Annotated in this window: 16 protein-coding genes and 1 pseudogene; 10 read left to right on the top strand and 7 right to left on the bottom strand. The window is 62.5% G+C overall.

Going from position 1 to position 16783, the window contains the following annotated elements; all coding sequences use genetic code 11:
• Positions 1 to 168 precede the first annotated feature (168 nt).
• From IVB28_RS17340 to IVB28_RS17325, 4 genes are all read left to right on the top strand, one after another.
• Complete coding sequence (locus tag IVB28_RS17340; protein WP_247528577.1) at positions 169 to 870, top strand: GrlR family regulatory protein; 702 nt, start codon at positions 169 to 171, stop codon at positions 868 to 870.
• 17 nt (positions 871 to 887) lie between these two features.
• Positions 888 to 1571 (top strand): substrate-binding domain-containing protein, encoded by a 684-nt coding sequence (locus IVB28_RS17335; RefSeq protein WP_247527736.1) that lies wholly within the window; start codon positions 888 to 890, stop codon positions 1569 to 1571.
• Between the two features lie 397 nt (positions 1572 to 1968).
• A complete protein-coding gene (locus IVB28_RS17330) occupies positions 1969 to 2673 on the top strand; it encodes a hypothetical protein (RefSeq protein ID WP_247527735.1) in 705 nt (234 codons plus the stop codon).
• Between the two features lie 265 nt (positions 2674 to 2938).
• On the top strand, positions 2939 to 3772 hold the full coding sequence (locus IVB28_RS17325) for a class I SAM-dependent methyltransferase (RefSeq protein WP_247527733.1): 834 nt from the start codon (positions 2939 to 2941) through the stop codon (positions 3770 to 3772).
• 191 nt (positions 3773 to 3963) lie between these two features.
• On the opposite strand, the gene IVB28_RS17320 is transcribed toward IVB28_RS17325, so the two are convergent.
• Positions 3964 to 4299, bottom strand: coding sequence for a hypothetical protein (locus IVB28_RS17320; RefSeq protein ID WP_247527731.1), 336 nt, complete (start codon positions 4297 to 4299; stop codon positions 3964 to 3966).
• 839 nt (positions 4300 to 5138) lie between these two features.
• Here IVB28_RS17320 and IVB28_RS17315 point away from each other — a divergent pair.
• Positions 5139 to 5915 carry an alpha/beta hydrolase gene (locus IVB28_RS17315; RefSeq protein ID WP_247527729.1) on the top strand — a complete coding sequence of 259 codons (777 nt, stop codon included), beginning with the start codon at positions 5139 to 5141 and terminating at the stop codon, positions 5913 to 5915.
• 263 nt (positions 5916 to 6178) lie between these two features.
• Complete coding sequence (locus IVB28_RS17310; protein ID WP_247527727.1) at positions 6179 to 7801, top strand: ABC-F family ATP-binding cassette domain-containing protein; 1623 nt, start codon at positions 6179 to 6181, stop codon at positions 7799 to 7801.
• 220 nt (positions 7802 to 8021) lie between these two features.
• On the opposite strand, the gene IVB28_RS17305 is transcribed toward IVB28_RS17310, so the two are convergent.
• The 3 genes from IVB28_RS17305 to IVB28_RS17295 are packed head-to-tail and all read right to left on the bottom strand — an operon-like array spanning position 8022 to position 12140.
• Positions 8022 to 9428, bottom strand: coding sequence for a S8 family serine peptidase (locus IVB28_RS17305; protein ID WP_247527726.1), 1407 nt, complete (start codon positions 9426 to 9428; stop codon positions 8022 to 8024).
• A 35-nt stretch (positions 9429 to 9463) separates the two neighbouring features.
• Positions 9464 to 10309: a PA-phosphatase gene (locus IVB28_RS17300; RefSeq protein WP_247527725.1), complete on the bottom strand. Its 846-nt coding sequence runs from the start codon at positions 10307 to 10309 to the stop codon at positions 9464 to 9466.
• A 40-nt stretch (positions 10310 to 10349) separates the two neighbouring features.
• The gene (locus IVB28_RS17295; protein ID WP_247527724.1) at positions 10350 to 12140 is read right to left on the bottom strand and encodes an adenylate/guanylate cyclase domain-containing protein; all 1791 of its coding nucleotides are present in this window, start codon (positions 12138 to 12140) and stop codon (positions 10350 to 10352) included.
• 510 nt (positions 12141 to 12650) lie between these two features.
• Here IVB28_RS17295 and IVB28_RS17290 point away from each other — a divergent pair.
• A complete protein-coding gene (locus IVB28_RS17290; RefSeq protein WP_247527723.1) occupies positions 12651 to 13526 on the top strand; it encodes an MBL fold metallo-hydrolase in 876 nt (291 codons plus the stop codon).
• A gap of 194 nt (positions 13527 to 13720) precedes the next feature.
• Here the strand turns inward: IVB28_RS17290 and IVB28_RS17285 are convergent, their stop codons facing one another.
• Positions 13721 to 13969 carry a hypothetical protein gene (locus tag IVB28_RS17285; RefSeq protein WP_247527722.1) on the bottom strand — a complete coding sequence of 83 codons (249 nt, stop codon included), beginning with the start codon at positions 13967 to 13969 and terminating at the stop codon, positions 13721 to 13723.
• 199 nt (positions 13970 to 14168) lie between these two features.
• Here IVB28_RS17285 and IVB28_RS17280 point away from each other — a divergent pair, with 199 nt between their 5' ends.
• Complete coding sequence (locus IVB28_RS17280) at positions 14169 to 14633, top strand: cupin domain-containing protein (protein ID WP_247527721.1); 465 nt, start codon at positions 14169 to 14171, stop codon at positions 14631 to 14633.
• Positions 14634 to 14639: 6 nt separating this feature from the next.
• On the opposite strand, the gene IVB28_RS17275 is transcribed toward IVB28_RS17280, so the two are convergent.
• Both IVB28_RS17275 and IVB28_RS29500 read right to left on the bottom strand, forming a co-directional pair.
• Positions 14640 to 15602 carry an alpha/beta hydrolase gene (locus tag IVB28_RS17275; protein WP_247527720.1) on the bottom strand — a complete coding sequence of 321 codons (963 nt, stop codon included), beginning with the start codon at positions 15600 to 15602 and terminating at the stop codon, positions 14640 to 14642.
• Positions 15603 to 15714: 112 nt separating this feature from the next.
• A complete protein-coding gene (locus tag IVB28_RS29500; protein WP_346730749.1) occupies positions 15715 to 15846 on the bottom strand; it encodes a hypothetical protein in 132 nt (43 codons plus the stop codon).
• On the opposite strand from IVB28_RS29500, the pseudogene IVB28_RS17270 reads away from it, so the two are divergent.
• Both IVB28_RS17270 and IVB28_RS17265 read left to right on the top strand, forming a co-directional pair.
• A pseudogene (locus tag IVB28_RS17270) lies at positions 15782 to 16400 on the top strand (nitroreductase). The gene IVB28_RS29500 and the pseudogene IVB28_RS17270 sit on opposite strands and share 65 nt — an antisense overlap.
• Positions 16381 to 16734, top strand: coding sequence for a hypothetical protein (locus tag IVB28_RS17265; protein ID WP_247527719.1), 354 nt, complete (start codon positions 16381 to 16383; stop codon positions 16732 to 16734). The pseudogene IVB28_RS17270 and the gene IVB28_RS17265 overlap by 20 nt, the downstream one beginning before the upstream one ends.
• Positions 16735 to 16783 lie beyond the last annotated feature (49 nt).

Raw genomic sequence — 16783 nt, 5'->3', positions numbered from 1 at the left:
GCCCGGGTTGGTCTCAATCCGCCGGAGCTGCAAGGCTCCGGCGGATTTTTTGCATTTGGATGACGGCCGTTCCTATGCCTGCCGAGCTCGGCCCCGCGACACTTGTCCACTGCCGCGGAATGCGAGATAGAGTGAGACTGGATGCGCGCGGGGCCGGGGACGCGGCTGGTGTTTGAAGGCTTCTACAAGGTGAGATTTCAGCTCGGCGACGCCGTCGGCCGGAGCGTGATGCATGCCGGCAACGGCAGGATGCTCGGCGGCAATTCGGCCTTCGCCCATATCGGCACCTACGAGAAGACCGACAGCGGCATCGACGTCGTGATCAGCACCGTCCGCCATAACCCCGATCCGAACTACCGCGCCATGGCGGGCACCGACGATGCCACCCTGCTCGCCAAGGGCTGGGCGGACGGCGATCTCTATCGCTTCAAGGGCGAGCTGAAAGAGCTGCCAGGCGTGTCCTTCCAGTCGGTGATGACGCCGATCACGGAAGACGAAGTGCCGACCGCCGGTCGCATCGGCGAAGCCGGCATTGCCGATGGTCTCTACTCCATCCACGTGCGGATGCTCGACGGCCTGGACGGCGGTCTGACCGGCGTGATGCTGCTCAACCAGGGCCGCATCCTCGGCGGCGATGCCTCGTTCTACTATCTCGGCAGCTACACTGCCGCGAAAGGCCGCTGGAAGGGCCAGGTGCTCAACCAGGAGCACACGCCGGCCAAGGACGATCCGATTTTTGGCGGCCGCGAGGTCGGCATCGGCTTCTCCGGCAGCTACGACGCGGAAGCGGCTGTGCTGGAGGCGACCGCACTCGCCGGCAAGCGCAGCCTGCGCCTGACTGCGGCGCTCAAGCTGATGCACCGCGCCTGATCGCTACAGGATCGCTCATGGAAAAAGTTCGTATGCTCTCGACGCTCGGATTGATGGGCGCGATGCGCAGCCTGTCCTCCGTCTTCGAGGCTGAAACAGGCATCCATGTCGACGCCGACTTCGCGCCCACCCTGGCCTTGCTGAAGCGCCTACGCGACGGCGAGGCCGCCGATCTCGTGATCCTCACGCGCAAGGGGCTGGACGAGATGATCGCGGAGGGCCGTGTGCTCGCGGCCGGCGCGGCCGATCTGGCGCGCTCCTATGTCGGCATTGCCGTGCGGGCAGGGCAGGCGCACCCCGACATCGCAAGCGAAGCGGCGCTGCGCAAGACGCTGCTTGCAGCCAAATCCGTTGCCTATTCGCGGCTTGGCGCGAGCGGCGTCTACTTCGCCCGATTGATCGTACGGATGGGGATCGCAGCCGAGATCAACGCCAAGGCCACCGTCGTCGAGCAGGGCTTTACGGCGCAGCAGATCGTCGGCGCCGAGGCCGATCTCGCCGTGCAGCAGATCAGCGAGCTGAAGCAGGTCGAAGGCATCGAGGTGATTGGGCCGATCCCGCATGAATTGCAGATGCCGGCGGTGTTCTCCGCCGGCCGCATGGCGAACGCAAAACATGCCGATGCCGCGGGCCGCCTGCTGCGCTATCTGGCATCGCCGGAGGTCGTGCCCGTCCTGCGCCAATCGGGACTCGAGCCTTGACGTGATCCGCAAACTGGCGTCGGGCGAATGCCGCCTTCGTTCACGCAAGGTGAATCCGAAGAGCGGCAAGCGTCGTAATCTCGCGACCTTCAGGAGCCGTGCGGCAGCCGAGAAGCACGAGCGCGAGGTGCAGTGTTTCAAGCGTCACTGACGCCTGATCAGCCTTGCGGCAAACATGAAACGCGAAAACAACCCCATGCACAGTAGCCAAGCCCTTGAAATCGCTGCCTGCGGATTAAGCGAAGTGGATGGTTGACCCCTCGGGCAAAACAGGGGCATGATGGCACAGTGGCAGCGGAGGTCCCGCAAGGCCCCTGCGCGGAAAAGCCGGATGGCCGAGCTGCGGCGGCAATGCTAGGTAGCCCGCGATTCTTTTCCGATTTTGCGGGTTCATTGCGTGCTGGACGGTCTCTACAAGGTTGAATACGGCGTCAACGATGCGTTCGGGCGCAGCATCATGTGCCTGCATCACGGCAAGATGCTCGGCGGCAATTCGGGCTTCGCGCATCTTGGCACCTATGCCGAGCAGGGCGGCGAGATCGTCGCCGAGGTGATCACCGAGCGGCATAACCACGATCCCAATTACAAGCCGCTGATGGGTGCGGACGTCGCCTCGATCGGGGCACGCGGCCGGCTGATCGGGAACGAGATCCGTCTTCAGGGCAGTGCGAATACGATGCCGGGCGCCAATTTCCGGGCCAATCTCACCCGGCTCGACGATGGGGCGCTGCCGCCGCGCGGCACGATCGGGCAGGGCGGCATCGCCAACGGGCTCTACGGGATGAGCCTGCGCGCGCTCGATGGTGTCCAGGCCAGCCTCTCCGGGGTGATGCTGCTGATCGACGGGCGCATCCTCGGGGGCGACGCATTCTTCTATTATCTCGGCTCATATTCCTCCGCGGACGGCCGCTGGAAGGGCGAGATGCTGAACCAGGAGCACACGCCGGCGAAAGGCGAAAACCCCGTCTTCGGCGGCTTCGAGGTCGGAATCGGATTCTCCGGGACCTGCACGGCTGATACCGGCGAGCTCGAAGGCATCGCGCTCGCAGGGAAGCGGAGCCTGCGGCTGGCGGCTTCGCTCAAGCTGATGCGGCGGGCTTAGGAGGCGTATTGATAAGGGTGTCCGTATCGGGGCACCCCACCTGGCCGTGCTTGCCGAGGCCGATTGCCAGCTACTGGCCCGTAGCTAACACCGAGCTAGTAGCCGCAGCGGTGCACCGACGCCGCATTCCTGGCATCGTCCCCGCTCGACCTATAGGATCATCGGGCGCGACCTCGGCCCGTTGAGGTCACGGGAAAGCATTTGTTGATCTGGCAGCTGGCCGAGTCACTTTTCCCGCCGGAATCCAGACTGCGGAGCAAGCTTCATGAGCGACACCTCTTCGCAATTGTTGTATTTCTACAATCGCCATCCCATCTCGCTCGACATTATCGTCACCAAACTCCGGGCAAGCCGCGGGCATCTCGACGACTTACGCCCTGAGGAACTGTATGCGCACGACCAGGACCACTATGGTGGTCTCACCGCCACGGACGAACTGGCACGACAGGCGCGGATCGGTCCCGGAACAGCCGTTGCCGATTTCTGCGCCGGCCTTGGCGGGACCGTACGCTACCTCGCTCACAAATACGGAGCCAACGTCACCGGCGTCGAATTTACGCCTGTGCGCGCTGCAGGCGCGCAAGAACTGACCAGGCTTGTCGGCCTTCAGGAAGTAGCGCGGATCGTCGAAGGCAACGTGATGGACGCTCCGCTGCCCGATGCAAGCGTCGACGCGGTCGTCAGCCAGGAATCATTCTGTCACGTCCCTGATGTGAAAAGGGCATTGGCGGAAGCCAGACGCATTCTGAAGGCAGGCGGCCGATTGGCTTTTACAGATTGGGTCGCCAACGAGCCGCTTGCACCTGCGGACGCGCAACTGATGTGGGACGGGATGGCAATTCAGCCGCTCCGTTCCATTGCCGATTACCGCAGACTGGTCGAGAACGTCGGCTTCGGGGTGCTTTCGGTCACCGATTTGACGGAGGAGTGGAGGCCGATACTCGAAGAGCGGCTCGCGATGTATCAACGGCTTCGCGAGGAAGCGAGGCAGTCCGGAGCCCCGACGGGACATGATGCATTTCACGAGTCTTACATTCGATTTGTCGACCTCATTCAACAACGCAAGCTCGGTGGCGTCCGCATCGTAGCAAGCACGTAGGCGGCAACGCTATGTTCGCGTCTTCGGGTTGATTGAACAAGACTGCTGCTGATGGGAGCGCCAAATCTGGCCTCCAGCTGGGCGATACGAGCAAGATGGCTTCCGATCGTCAAACGACGGGCTCGGGACGTCATGAAAATCGCGAAATGGTCTCGTCCGCAACATCGATCGGGCGCGACCAGGTCGAACCCTCAGCGCGCCCTGGTGCGCAGTGTCGTGCCCTGCGAGGCGTGGGGCCTCAGGCCGAAGTTCTTTTCGCAGAGCGGGCCGAACGCTCCGACCGAAGCGATCGCCGCCGCGCCGGGATTGAGCGGTTCGACAGCTATGCGCAGGATACGTCCACTCGCTGATGCCAACACCGTCACGTTGCAGGTGAATTTCTCGTGGCTCACCAACGCATCGTCCGAGAAGCTGACGTCTGTGGTCAATCGCCAATGGTAGGCCCGGTTGTGCTTGCCGACGACGTCGATGGAATCGGGCCGACCGTGGATGCGCATGAAGTCGGTTATGGGGTCCAATCTTGGCATGGCCGCACGCGCGGCCGTCGCGGGTCCGGGGGCCGCGGAGAGAGCCAAAACGACTACCGGGGTAATGACGGAACGGAAAACCACAGAACTTGATCCCATTTGCGGCGCATCGGCCGGATAAAATCTACGAGCTTCTCGGCGATCGCAAGCCCTCGCGTCCCACAAGAAACGGCAGGCGATCCGAAACGTCCGCAAATAGTGCCCTGCAAACGCGTCGAGCGCTTGCTATTTTTCTGGAAACAGCTCGTCGCATGATCCTACGGACAGAAATTTTCACTCGGTGCCGTGTTGAAGAGAGCAGGCGTGCCCGTCGTGTTGCATCGGTTCGCAGCCATTGCAGCTATCAGGGCGAACTGGGCTAAATTTTGCCTCCGATAGACGGTCAAATTGCCATCTCGTATACCCTGTATTTGGGCGCATGGTCCTCGAGATCGAGTTGTAGCTCGCGGCCATCGCATCGCAAGTATCGGCACCGCCGTCCGTGGATCACGCGACGACTATGGCTCCGAGAGTGATCCGAAAGCGCACTGAATTGCTCTCTCGACTGATCTGTCATCCAAGTCGATAATTTTGCTTCACTCGAGTTTACTAGGGTGGGCTCATAAGCCCGTAGCCAAGCCCGAATGGCTACGATCTTGATGAAGACAAGGTCTTTTGGGGCGAGCTTGTCATACCGGGTTGCGATGCGCGCCACAGCGCGGCTAGTATTCTGCTCGATCCCAAAGTGGTACGATTTCGGGCCATTGACGGACCATACTGGGGCTGCGCTGATGTCTTATCTTCCTCCGAAGTGGTTGATCCCTGCTGATGTAAAATGGACCGAGGTCAATGGATATCCCATGGCCTATCAAGATCGTGGAGCTGGACCGCCACTTGTGCTCATTCACGGATCGTTCTGTGATTATCGAATTTGGCCGGATCAGCTCGCACCGTTTTCCAAACAGCATCGAGTTCTGAACGTAAGCCTCAGACACTATTTCCCTGAATTGTGGGACGGCGTCGGAAACGATTTCTCATTTGCCCAGCACGCCGATGATGTGGGCGCCTTCGTAAAAAACCTGGACCTTGGTCCGGTCCACTTGTTGGGTGTTTCTCGCGGCGGTGCAGTTGCTATCGAAGTGGCGAAAAAATATCCGCACTTCATCCGAACCCTCATTCTTGCGGATCCAGGTGTCAGGCTTGAGCTTCCTGAAACGGAAGCAAATTTGACGGCGACTGCTTTCCGATCAAAATTGTTTGCTGAGTTGCGGAAAGATGTAGCCGATGGAGATGTTGAGGGCGGCACGGCCCGCTTCATGCATCGCTTGGTCGGTCCGGACTTCTGGCAGAGTTTATCAGCGGGGCGGCAGAAAGAGTTTCTTCAGAATATTCGGACGGCGATCGTCGATGATCCACTTCCTCTCACCACCGACGAAGAGCTGCGGAATTTCAATTTTCCCGTCCTTATGATAAATGGCGAGAAATCGCCGCCAATGTACGGTGTTTTGATTTCAGAGATGCAAAATCGGGGCAATTTCGAGCCGCCGGTCATTATTCCTCACGCGGGTCACGCAATGACCGCCGAGAACCCAAAGGCTTTCAATGAAGCTGTTTTAAAGTTTACTTCCGAGCATTGAAAACAGCCTGTCGCGGTACACGTTGCATTTCCGCTTTTACATTTCCAATGAACCTGCTCGCCCGCCCCGACGATGTGATCGAGGAGTGAAGAAAACTGCTGCGAGCACGTGTCCGTTCCTGTGAAGGTTTTCGGACTTGAGGCGATGTCCGGTTTGAGTCTGCAATACGCCAAACAATGGCGGAATCCGTACCCCGCCGGGCTTCCCCTTGGGGGCCGTATGGCCTATGACGCTGCAACGCAAAAACCCCCAAAAAAGACCTCATGATCCGCCTCGACAACGTCAGCAAGCAAGCCGGCCACCAGATCCTGTTCATCGAAGCCTCCGCCGCCCTGAATAAGGGCGAGAAGATCGGCCTCGTCGGGCCGAACGGTGCGGGCAAGACCACATTGTTCCGGATGATCGCCGGTGAGGAACTGGCCGACGAGGGCCAGGTTTCGACCGATCGCGGCATCACCATCGGCTATTTCAACCAGGATGTCGGCGAGATGTCTGGCCGCAGTGCGGTCGCCGAGGTGATGGATGGTGCGGGTCCCGTCAGCGAGGTCGCGGCCGAGCTCCGCGAGCTCGAGACGGCCATGGCCGATCCTGACAAGGCCGACCAGATGGACGAGATCATCGCCCGCTACGGCGAGGTGCAGCATCGCTTCGAGGAGCTCGACGGCTACGCGCTGGATGGCCGCGCGCGCGAAGCGCTGTCGGGCCTCGGCTTCAGCCAGGAGATGATGGACGGCGACGTCGGGAAACTCTCCGGCGGCTGGAAGATGCGCGTGGCGCTCGCGCGCATTCTCCTGATGCGCCCCGACGTCATGCTGCTCGACGAGCCGAGCAACCATCTCGATCTCGAAAGCCTGATCTGGCTGGAAAAATTCCTGCACGATTACGAAGGCACGCTGCTCATGACCTCGCATGACCGCGAGTTCATCAACCGCGTGATCTCCAAGGTGATCGAGATCGACTCCGGCTCTCTCACCACCTACACCGGCGACTACGAATTCTACGAGCAGCAGCGCGCGCAGAACGAGAAGCAGCAGCAGGCCCAGTTCGAGCGCCAGCAGGCCATGCTCGCCAAGGAGATCAAGTTCATCGAGCGCTTCAAGGCGCGCGCCTCGCATGCCGCCCAGGTGCAGAGCCGGGTCAAGAAGCTCGACAAGATCGAGCGAGTCGAGCCGCCGCGCCGGCGCCAGAGCGTGGCGTTCGACTTCCCGCCGGCGCCGCGCTCGGGCGAGGATGTCGTGGCGCTCAAGAACGTGTACAAGGGTTACGGCTCAAAGCGGATCTATGACGGGCTCGATTTCATGATCCGTCGTAGGGAGCGCTGGTGCGTGATGGGCGTCAACGGCGCCGGCAAGTCGACGCTGCTTAAGCTCGTCGCAGGCGCAAGCGAGCCGGACCAGGGCACGGTGGCGGTCGGCGGCAGCGTCAAAATGGGCTACTTCGCCCAGCATGCGATGGATCTGCTCGACGGCGAGCAGACGGTGTTCGATTCACTCGAATACGCGTTTCCGACGGCGGGGCAGGGATCCTTGCGCGCGCTCGCGGGCTGCTTCGGCTTCTCCGGCGACGACGTCGAGAAGCGCTGCCGGGTGCTGTCGGGCGGCGAGAAGGCCCGGCTGGTGATGGCCAAGATGCTGTTCGATCCGCCGAACTTCCTGGTGCTGGACGAGCCGACCAACCATCTCGATCTCGCCACCAAGGAGATGTTGATCACGGCGCTGTCGGATTTCGAAGGCACCATGCTGTTTGTTTCGCACGACCGGCATTTCCTGGCGACGTTGTCGAACCGCGTGCTGGAGCTGACGCCGGAGGGCATCCACCAGTTCGGCGGCGGCTACACGGAATATGTCGCACGGACCGGGCAGGAAGCGCCGGGGTTGCGGAGCTAGGTCAGCCAGTCAGGCACGCACGTCCCCTGCAATCGTCAAACGGAAGCGCTCCGACCAGCCGGAGCATACCGCCCCAAACCGAAGCGGATCTCATGGGCGGCAGCGGCGCTCACTGGGCTGGGGCACGTCTTTCGTTCCGTCCTGCACAGTCACAACACCTGACCGAGCGCATTCCAGCGGAGAGCTCTTCGACCATTGGCTCGGTGGGCGGTTTGCGCGCTCATGGAATGATGCCTAGGTGACGCCCCGCAGCCACGGGCCGAACGATGCCATAGCCGTCATCGTAATTGGGCACTGCGCCGCCCATGGGCCGCGCCGTCGCTTGCAATGTCGCAATCATGGTTGCCGAATCCGTCGCCGTCGGCGGCCGCCGGGTTCGCAACGCAGCGACGCACCCCGATGCCACAGCGCACGCCGCCGACGTTCCCGTATCCGGTTCAAAGCCCCGCGGGCCCCGCTGGATCTTCGAGCCGAGAAACTGCGTGTAAGCGGTGATGTCCGGCTTCTGCGGCGGCAGGCCCGCGATCGAGGGTCCTTGCGAGGAATAACAGACGCGCGTGTCGTTGATGTCGCAGCCGGCGAGGGTCAGCACCTCGTCATATGCATTGGCACCCATGATTGTTCCCGACGTCCGTTGCAGACACACAGCGCTCGGGCAGCCTTTGCCGCAGTTACCAGCAGCGAAAACCACATCGGCCCCGAACGCCGTGATCAGCCAGATGTACAGTCTGAAGGGGTGTTTGGGATTATCGATGTAGCGCTGCGGATCGCCGGGCGGAAATTCGTCGAGGCTCGGATGAAAGATGCCCCAACTGTTGTTGACCACGAGGGCGCTCTGGTTGATGGTCCTGATGACCGCCCAGCGCCAGATCAGGATCAAATAGCCGCGCATCATTTCCCCGATCGTTGCACTGACGGTGTGCTCCCCGGCCGGACGCCCAAGCAGCAAGGGATAGTCGAGCAGGGTCACGTTCGGGGCAACCGCGAGCACACCGTAGGCGCACATTGTGCCATGTCCGATGCGATTGAGGCCCGGCTTGGTCGCCAGCGTCGGTGGCGTCCACGAATTGCCGACATCCAAGGTCGGGTTGAAGCCAAGCCGCTTCGCAAGGTGTGGCCTGCAGATGCCGGTATCAACGATAGCGACGGCGACGCCCGCACCGTGAAGGCCGTTGTCCTGCAGCGTCGCGGTGTTGAGGTCCTGCCGAACCGCGTCGGTATCACCCGTGGCCTTGTTCGCAGGGAAAGCATACTCGCCGTGCACGTCCGGATCCAACCAGACCGGCTCGCCGCCGTTGAAATCCGGCTTGGCGAGGTTCGCGGGAGCCACGTAGGCGCGGATCAGGAATTTCTTCGATTTGTCGAGTGCGAGAAGCGCGCGCGCTTTCTCGCCTCTGTCGTTGATCGAGATTGCAGGGCGGCGATCGACGCCCTCCCAGGCCGGCAGCGCGCCGAACTCGCCGTCGATCAAAAAGTCGAGCGTCGCGTTCGCGTGGACGTAACGCCGCATCGTGTCGGCCGGACTGATGCCCTGGAGCAGGTCGTTTGCCGCCTGGACGAGTGCGCTGTCTTGGTTGCGTTGTGCCAGCACCCGTACATAGCCGGTGCGCAGTTCCCAAGGTCTCATTGCTGCCTCCGCTGCGTGTCAGGTTGCGCGTGATCTCATTGCCATTCGGTCTGCGCGCGTTTGAACGTGGCCACGTAGAACGGGCAAGCTGTCAAGAAGGGTTTCAGCGCAAGCGCCGCCCGGGCTCCGGCGTCGATATCCTCGCGATAATGCAGCCCTGCGATCATCCGGTTCATCCCGACCCGCGCAGCCAACGCGCGCAACGGCTCTTTGTACTGAGGCAGCAGGTCGGCCAGGCATTCGGAGGTGAGCGTGCCAATGAGCGCGTGTCCGGCTGGATACGCCGGGTGCCCCGGGACCGGGACTGGAGGATACAGCGTCGCGCAGACCTGGCTTGGTCGCGGCTGGTACCAAGCGGGCGGGGGGCCGGCACCAACCAGGTTCGAATATTGAAGTTTGAGCTGCACCATCGCAAACTCGCCGACCCGGGCAGTGATCTTCATCAGTAGGAACGTTTGCGGGTGGGAGGCGCCGGTGATGTTGAGAAGCTGCATCCAGCGCAGCTGAAAGTTTTGATTCTCCTCCACGATTTCGCCAAGCGCTTCGGGGCGCTCCGCGACAGCCAGCACCAAGATCTCGTCGATCATCTTCGCCGTGACCGGGTAGGTGGGCGGTGGCAGCGCCACCGCGGCCTGCCATTGCTTGCCTCCGATGTGCTGCGTCAGAAATTCCGGCAGGATCGCTATGGCGCGCAAGTCCGGATCCCATTCCGCGTCTCGAAATTTGGCGTCGTATGCTCGCGTGATGGCGATCTCGGCAAGGGGCCGATCAGCCCGCATGGCGAACACGGGCGTTCCGTTGCCGGCGCCCGAGCCGCCTGTCCAGTTTCCTCCGAACCAATTGCCACCAAACCAGTTGCCTCCGAACCAATTGCCCCCCATGACGGGATCCTCCTGTGGTTCGCTGCACATGCAGCACGGTTCAATTCGGCAAGCCTGCCTCTCGCAAATGTTCGATGAAGCGTTCCCGCAAATCTACTTTGAAGGGGCAGCGTTCACGATAGTTAGACAGCTTGAATAGAGGCTGTATATCCAAAAGCATCCGGGTGACGCCCCGGGCCTCCGCGCCTTGGCCCTTTGCGATATAGGCGGCTGCCAGAACACGCAGGTTGGCGGAAAGCCGTCCGTTCAGAGCTGCGGTCTTGCGTGCCCACACAACGGCTTCATCATAATTGCCGTTGATATAATGCGCTTGGCCGAGGAACATCAGGTAAAAATAAGCCTGTGTATCGGCCGGCGACAGACGCAATCCCTGTTCAGCGCGCGTGACCGCCGATTGGCCCTCCCCAAGATAGCCGTACACGCCACTGCTAAGTGTCCACGCCATAGCATTTCCGGGCGACGCGCTCAATGCTCTATCAAAGAGGTCGAGTGCTGCATCGTAATCTTTGAACAACAGCGCCCTGGTGTGTCCGAGAACAGCCAAGGCGAAGCCGTCTGCCGGGGCCCGATCGACCGCCGCAGCGGCAAGGCGGGCCGCTTCCGCCGCATCGGGCCCGCCCTCGGCTCCCCAACCTTGCGCAACATTGTGAATGTGCCAAAGCGCTGCATAGGCATAGGGAGTCGCGTAGTTCGGATCCGCAGCGATCGCGGCCTGTAACAACTCGCCCGCTCGGCCGAAGTCGAAGAAATTCATGCGATACATGAAGTCGATCGCCTTCATGAGCATCTCGTAGGCATTGAGATTGTCCGAACGTTTGTAAAGCGCGCGCTTTAGCTCTGCCTCCCGAACCTGGGGAGCGATGCTCCATACGATGCGGGTCGCAATGCGGCCCTGAAATTCGAATAGTTCGGAGACATCGCCGTCATAGTGATCTGCCCAGAGCACGATGCCGGCTTCGACGTCCTTCAATTCCACTCCAATGCGAATCCGCTCGTCGGCTCGTCGGATGCTGCCGCTCAAGACGTATCGGACGCCGAGTTCCTGGCCGATCCTCTGACTGTCGATCCGTCCAGCACGATAGGGAAACGTGGACATGCTTGAAATGACGAACAGCCCGCGGAGGCTCTGAAGCGCTACGACGATCTCGTCAGCCGTCCCATCGCCGAAGTAATCCTCCTGCGGGTTCGCTCCTTGCGTGCGAAACGGCAGGACGGCGATGTAGGGCACCTTGGCCTGGCGGCTTGCCCTGCGCCCACCGCTTGGCGGCAATCGTTCGGCCTCGGGTAGCAGGAGAGAATAGGCATGAACGGGGCGTGACAGATGCTTGAGCCGCAGGATGCCCAGATCTTGGACACGAACGTCGAGCCGGTCCTTGATCTGCTGAAACATTTCATCTGAAAGCACCACGCCGCCGGCCGGCGCTGACTGCTCGAGTCTCGCTGCTATGTTGACGCCCTTTCCGAAGATGTCCTCGGATTCAACGATGGTTTGCGCAACGTTCAGGCCTATGCGGAATTGGATCTTGCGATCGTATCCTTCCTGGGCCTCTGCCGCAGCGACTTCGTGCTGCAGGGCGACTGCACACCGCGCAGCATCAAGGGAGGAATCGAACGAGGCGAGGAAGCCGTCCCCCGTATTCTTCACGATCCTGCCGCGGAAGGAGACGACGCACGGGTTGATCACGCCGAAACGGAGCGCTCGCAAGCGGATGTGGGTGGCCTCCTCCGCCACCTCGGTCAGCCGAGCATAGCCCACGACGTCGGCAGCCAGGATAGCAAGCACCCGTCGCCCCGGTGGGACTTCTGCAATCTCGATCCCCGGATGGTTCACCGCAATCGCCCGCTACTCGGCAGAATGGGCGGAGGATAGCAGAACGTGACGCCATTGATAGCCGTTGGCTGGTCGACTCCGGCCCGGCGGGCCTTTCAGCCCTATCCGCAAAGAATCGCGGGCGTTCAGCGGTGGACGGCAAATCGGGAGCCTTCATCGCGGTTGCGCAGCTGCCGCTTTACAGCCGAACTACAAAGGCGATGTAAGCTAAATCACGGCACAGACGCGGATTCTCGTTTGTTGGCGTCGAAGTTGTGTTTCGTTGAATTGCTCGCGCGGGCCCCGGCATCGTTGTCGCGCAGATATGTCCCGGTCAGCCATGGACATCGAACCAGCTCCCAGCCCCAGCCGCCGGACGTCGGTAAGAGCTCCGTGCCTCCACCGGACACGACATGCGATGGCGAAAGTGGTCAGCGCAGACCTTTGTGATGCGAGTTGAGCGGACATCGTTGGGAGCCTTGACGTGTCAAGGCCCGTAGCTAGGCTTCTTCAAAAGGGAGCGAAACAACCATGCAGCAACTCCGGATCGGCGACATCACCATCGATGCGGTGATCGAGCGGGAAGGGCCGTGGCGGCGGCCGCAGGATTTCTTCCCGGCCTATGACGAGGGCGTATTCAAACGACATCTGCCGACGATGGAGCCGGAGGTGTTCGACGCTGCGCGCGGCATGATGGTGATCACCTATCAGACATTTGTGGTGCGGACGCCGCGCTACACCATTCTGGTCGACACCTGCACCGGCGAGGACAAGGGCCATCCGCCGCCGTTCGATTTCCCCGGCAAGGAGCGCTGGCGCAACGAGCTGTTCGCGCTCGGCATCGGTTTTGAGCAGATCGACTACGTGTTCTGCACCCATCTGCATATCGACCACACCGGCTGGAACACGACCTTGCGCGACGGCCGCTGGGTGCCGACGTTCCCGAATGCGAAATACGTCTTCCACAAGGGCGAGTACGCGGCTTGGGAAGCCGAGCACGCCAAGGGCAGCAATCCGCCCGGCACCGTGTTTCGCGACAATTGCCTGCCGATCGTCGAGGCCGGGCAGGCGCTGCTGGTCGACGACGACTACGCCCTCGATGACACCGTCACGCTGACGCCGACGCCGGGGCATTCGCCCTGCCATTGCTGCGTCAACATTGTCTCGAAGGGCCAGCGCGCGGTGGTCGCGGGCGACCTCATGCATCACCAGATCCAGTGCCGCGAGCCGGACTGGTCGGCGAAGCCCGATTGGGATCCGAAACAGTCGGCGGCATCGCGGCGAAAATTCTTCGCCTCCGTGGCGGACACCGACACGCTGATCCTGCCGGTGCATTTTCCGGCGCCGACGGCGGGATGGATCAAGCCGCTCGGCAACGCGTTCGATTATCGGTTCAGGCGGGGGTGAGGCAGCGAACTGAGCGCGAGGCGTGTGTCCCGGACGCGATGCGGTACGCACTGCCGCTCCGCTGAGCCGGGACCCATTTCTTGGACCGCATATGGAAGGACGGGCCCCGGCTGCAGCACATCGCTACTGGACGATGCTTCGCATCGCCAGGGAAGCGCTGCGCTGCGTCCGGGCACGAGATATTTGGGAGGCGATTACGCGCTGACTTCGCACTTCTTCAAAAAACTGTTCTTGGCGGCGCCGGCGAGCGGCTTGCCGTCGGCGCTGACGGCCTTGGGCGTGCAGGCATCGGCCTTGCACTTCTTCAGGAACGAAGACTTGGCCGCGCCTGCGAGCGCCTTGCCGTCCTTGCCGACGGCCTTGCTCTCGCAGGTGTCCTCCGCGAAGGCCGAGCCTGCCGCAAAGGTGGCAACGATCGCAGCCAGGAAAATCCGCTTCATCATGGGTGTCTCCCTAAACCAGAAATGGCGGGGAGATTGGAGCCGGGAATCGTGGCGCAATCAAGCAGGATCGGCACCTTGCCGCACGGTTTGCCTGCCGATTTTCGCGCGATCGGCACTTGTCCCGTCGTGTTGCACCGCTCGCTGACCCGGCCTGGCTATCCTGCTAGCTTCCGGCCGTCGAGTTAGACGGAGCATCGTGATGGACACCGTGATCCCCAAACACCAGCAAGCCGCCGATCAGCATTCTCACCTGGTTCGGCCTCAAGACATGGAATGGCAGACAACGCGCTTTCCGGGCTGCGAGGCCAAGACACTGCTGTTCGACCGCCGCACGGGTCTGATGACCGCCTTGATGCGGTTCGCACCGGGATCGGTGCTGCCCGACCATGAGCATGTCGGCATCGAGCAGAGCTACGTCATCGAAGGCGCGCTCGTCGACAAGGAGGGGCCCGCTCAGGGCATCGCCTGCAATGCCGGCGAATTCATCTGGCGTGAGGCGGGCAGCCGGCACGCCGCCTGGTGTCCGGACGGGGCCCTGATCCTGGCGATCTTCCAGGTGCCGAACAAGTTCTTTGAAGCCGACGGCCGCGTCGTCGACGCCGCCGGTCAGGATTGGGACGAAACGTGGGGGCACAGCGGCGAGCAGCAGGCGCGGAGCACCTGATCGTCGTCATACGCCGCGTGCGAGCAGCGCCTTGAAGTCGGCCCGCGCGTGTTGCGCCTCGGCGCGCGCGACGTCCGAGGCGTCGCCCATGCCGAAATAGCCGTGGATCAGGCCGGGGCCCTCATGGTGCTTGACGCGGACGCCAGCGGCCTCCAGCGCCCGCGCATAAGCCGCGCCCTCGTCGCGCAGGGGATCGAACCAGGCGGTGGTCACGATGGCGGGGGCGACGCCGGCGAGCGATGCGGCGCGGAGCGGTGAGACCCGCCAGTCGCCGGCGTGAACGGGATCGGCGAGATAGTGGCCGCAAAACCATTCCATGGTGGCACGCGTCAGGAAGTAGCCGTCTGCATTCTCAGCGCGCGAGGGATAGCGCGCGTTCTCGCGCGCATCGGCATAGCCGCCGAGGACGTCGGTCACGGGATAGACCAGCAGTTGCGCGGCGAGCTTGATGCCGGCATCGCGGCAGGCGATCGCGGTGGTTGCCGCGAGATTGCCGCCGGCGCTGTCGCCGGCAACGCCCAGGCGTTTTGCATCGCCGCCAAATTCCGCGACGCGGGTGAAGATGTCGCTTGCAGCAGCGAAGGCGTCCTCGAAGGCGCCCGGAAAGCGCGTCTCGGGCGGGCGGCGATAGTCGACGGAGACGACGACCGCGCCAGTCTCGATCGCAAGGTTGCGCGCCTGGCGGTCGTGGGTTTCGAGGTCGCCCGCAACCCAGCCGCCGCCATGGAAGAACACCACGGTCGGCGCCGGCGTGGTGCCGATCCGGTAGACGCGCGCATCGAGCTGTCCGGCGCCGCCTTTCACCTTGATATCCTGGACGTGATCGACCGGCGGCGGCGGGATGGCAGCGCGCGAGGCAGCCAGTTGGCGCAAGGAATCGCGGGCGCTCTGTGGCGTCATGACCGTGAGATCGCGCATCGGCATGAGCGGAATGATCTGGGCGATGACGGGGTCGAGTGGCGCGGCCATGGCGGCTCCTCCGGGGTTCTTGGTCTTGCTTGCGGGTTAGCATAGATTTTGCGCGCCGCGTCGGCAACCGGGCGTCGTGTCGTAAACGCCAAGGGATAAACGGGCAGGAGGTTCACGAGGTGGAATTCGAAACGCTGGTCCAGTTGCGCCGCAGCGTGCGTGGTTTCAAGAACGAGCCGGTGCCGCGCACGGTGATCGAGGCGATCATCGAGAGCGCCAAGCGCGCGCCATCGTCGATGAACACCCCAGCCCTGGCATGTCCACGTGCTCACCGGCCTCCCGCTCGAAGAGGTGCGCCGCCGCAACATGGAGGAGATGGTCGGCGGGGCCAAGGTCAAGCGCGACATCATCAGTCACGGCGAGTATCAGGGCGTGCACCGCACGCGGCAGGTCGACGTCGCCAAGAAACTGTTCGGCGCGATGGGGATCGCGCGCGATGACAAGCCGATGCGGCAGGATTGGGTGCTGCGCGGCTTCCGCCAGTTCGACGCGCCGGTCTCGCTGGTCTTGACCTACGACCGCGCGCTCGATCCCGGCGCGGTCTGCCATTTCGATCTCGGGGCGCTCTGCTACGGCATCGTGCTCGCAGCGTGGGATCGCGGCCTCGGCTCGGTCATCAACGGGCAGGGCATCATGCGCTCCGACATCGTGCGTGAGGTCGCGAAGATTCCGGAAGACGAGGTCATCATGACCTGCGTCGCGATGGGCTATCCCGACGATGACTTCGCCGCGAACGCGGTGCGCTCGGACCGCGAGCACAATCAGGAGTTTGTACGCTATGTCGGGTTTGCCGATTAAGCACGACGAGGAGGAGATTATTCTCTGGCGATTTTTTGGTGCGGAGTCCTCAGCGACCCTTGCAATCTCGAAGGTGCGGGAGGAACAATATGCAGACTGTGAGGTTTGTTGCTGGCGCGAGGGAATTGATATGCGGCGGCTGGCTAGCCTGGTACGGCGGTTCTTCGGTCCGCGAATGCGGCCCAGGATCGATGATGATCCAAGTCTTCCTTTCACACCCGAAGAGTTCGGCCGATTGATACGCAGCGGCCGACATGAGGACATGAAGGTGCTGGCCGAAGGACTGGCCTGCCGGTCCATCCCGCGCCGCGCCAGCTATCGCGCCACGCACTGAAACGCGCCGCGCACGAAACGCCGCGACGCAAGAAACCGCCGCGCGCGCC

The organism is Bradyrhizobium sp. 199 (assembly GCF_023073355.1).
In the GTDB taxonomy this organism is placed as follows: domain Bacteria; phylum Pseudomonadota; class Alphaproteobacteria; order Rhizobiales; family Xanthobacteraceae; genus Bradyrhizobium.
The sequence above is the reverse complement of the archived record's forward strand: the minus strand, read 5'-3'. Positions and strand labels throughout refer to the sequence as shown.

Coding starts and splice junctions, on each gene's coding strand:
- IVB28_RS17335 (WP_247527736.1), top strand. CDS start 888: ATGGAAAAAGTTCGTATGCTCTCGACGCTCGGATTGATGGGCGCGATG.
- IVB28_RS17325 (WP_247527733.1), top strand. CDS start 2,939: ATGAGCGACACCTCTTCGCAATTGTTGTATTTCTACAATCGCCATCCC.
- IVB28_RS17320 (WP_247527731.1), bottom strand. CDS start 4,299: ATGCCAAGATTGGACCCCATAACCGACTTCATGCGCATCCACGGTCGG.
- IVB28_RS17315 (WP_247527729.1), top strand. CDS start 5,139: ATGGCCTATCAAGATCGTGGAGCTGGACCGCCACTTGTGCTCATTCAC.
- IVB28_RS17310 (WP_247527727.1), top strand. CDS start 6,179: ATGATCCGCCTCGACAACGTCAGCAAGCAAGCCGGCCACCAGATCCTG.
- IVB28_RS17305 (WP_247527726.1), bottom strand. CDS start 9,428: ATGAGACCTTGGGAACTGCGCACCGGCTATGTACGGGTGCTGGCACAA.
- IVB28_RS17300 (WP_247527725.1), bottom strand. CDS start 10,309: ATGGGGGGCAATTGGTTCGGAGGCAACTGGTTTGGTGGCAATTGGTTC.
- IVB28_RS17290 (WP_247527723.1), top strand. CDS start 12,651: ATGCAGCAACTCCGGATCGGCGACATCACCATCGATGCGGTGATCGAG.
- IVB28_RS17285 (WP_247527722.1), bottom strand. CDS start 13,969: ATGATGAAGCGGATTTTCCTGGCTGCGATCGTTGCCACCTTTGCGGCA.
- IVB28_RS17280 (WP_247527721.1), top strand. CDS start 14,169: ATGGACACCGTGATCCCCAAACACCAGCAAGCCGCCGATCAGCATTCT.
- IVB28_RS17275 (WP_247527720.1), bottom strand. CDS start 15,602: ATGGCCGCGCCACTCGACCCCGTCATCGCCCAGATCATTCCGCTCATG.
- IVB28_RS17265 (WP_247527719.1), top strand. CDS start 16,381: ATGTCGGGTTTGCCGATTAAGCACGACGAGGAGGAGATTATTCTCTGG.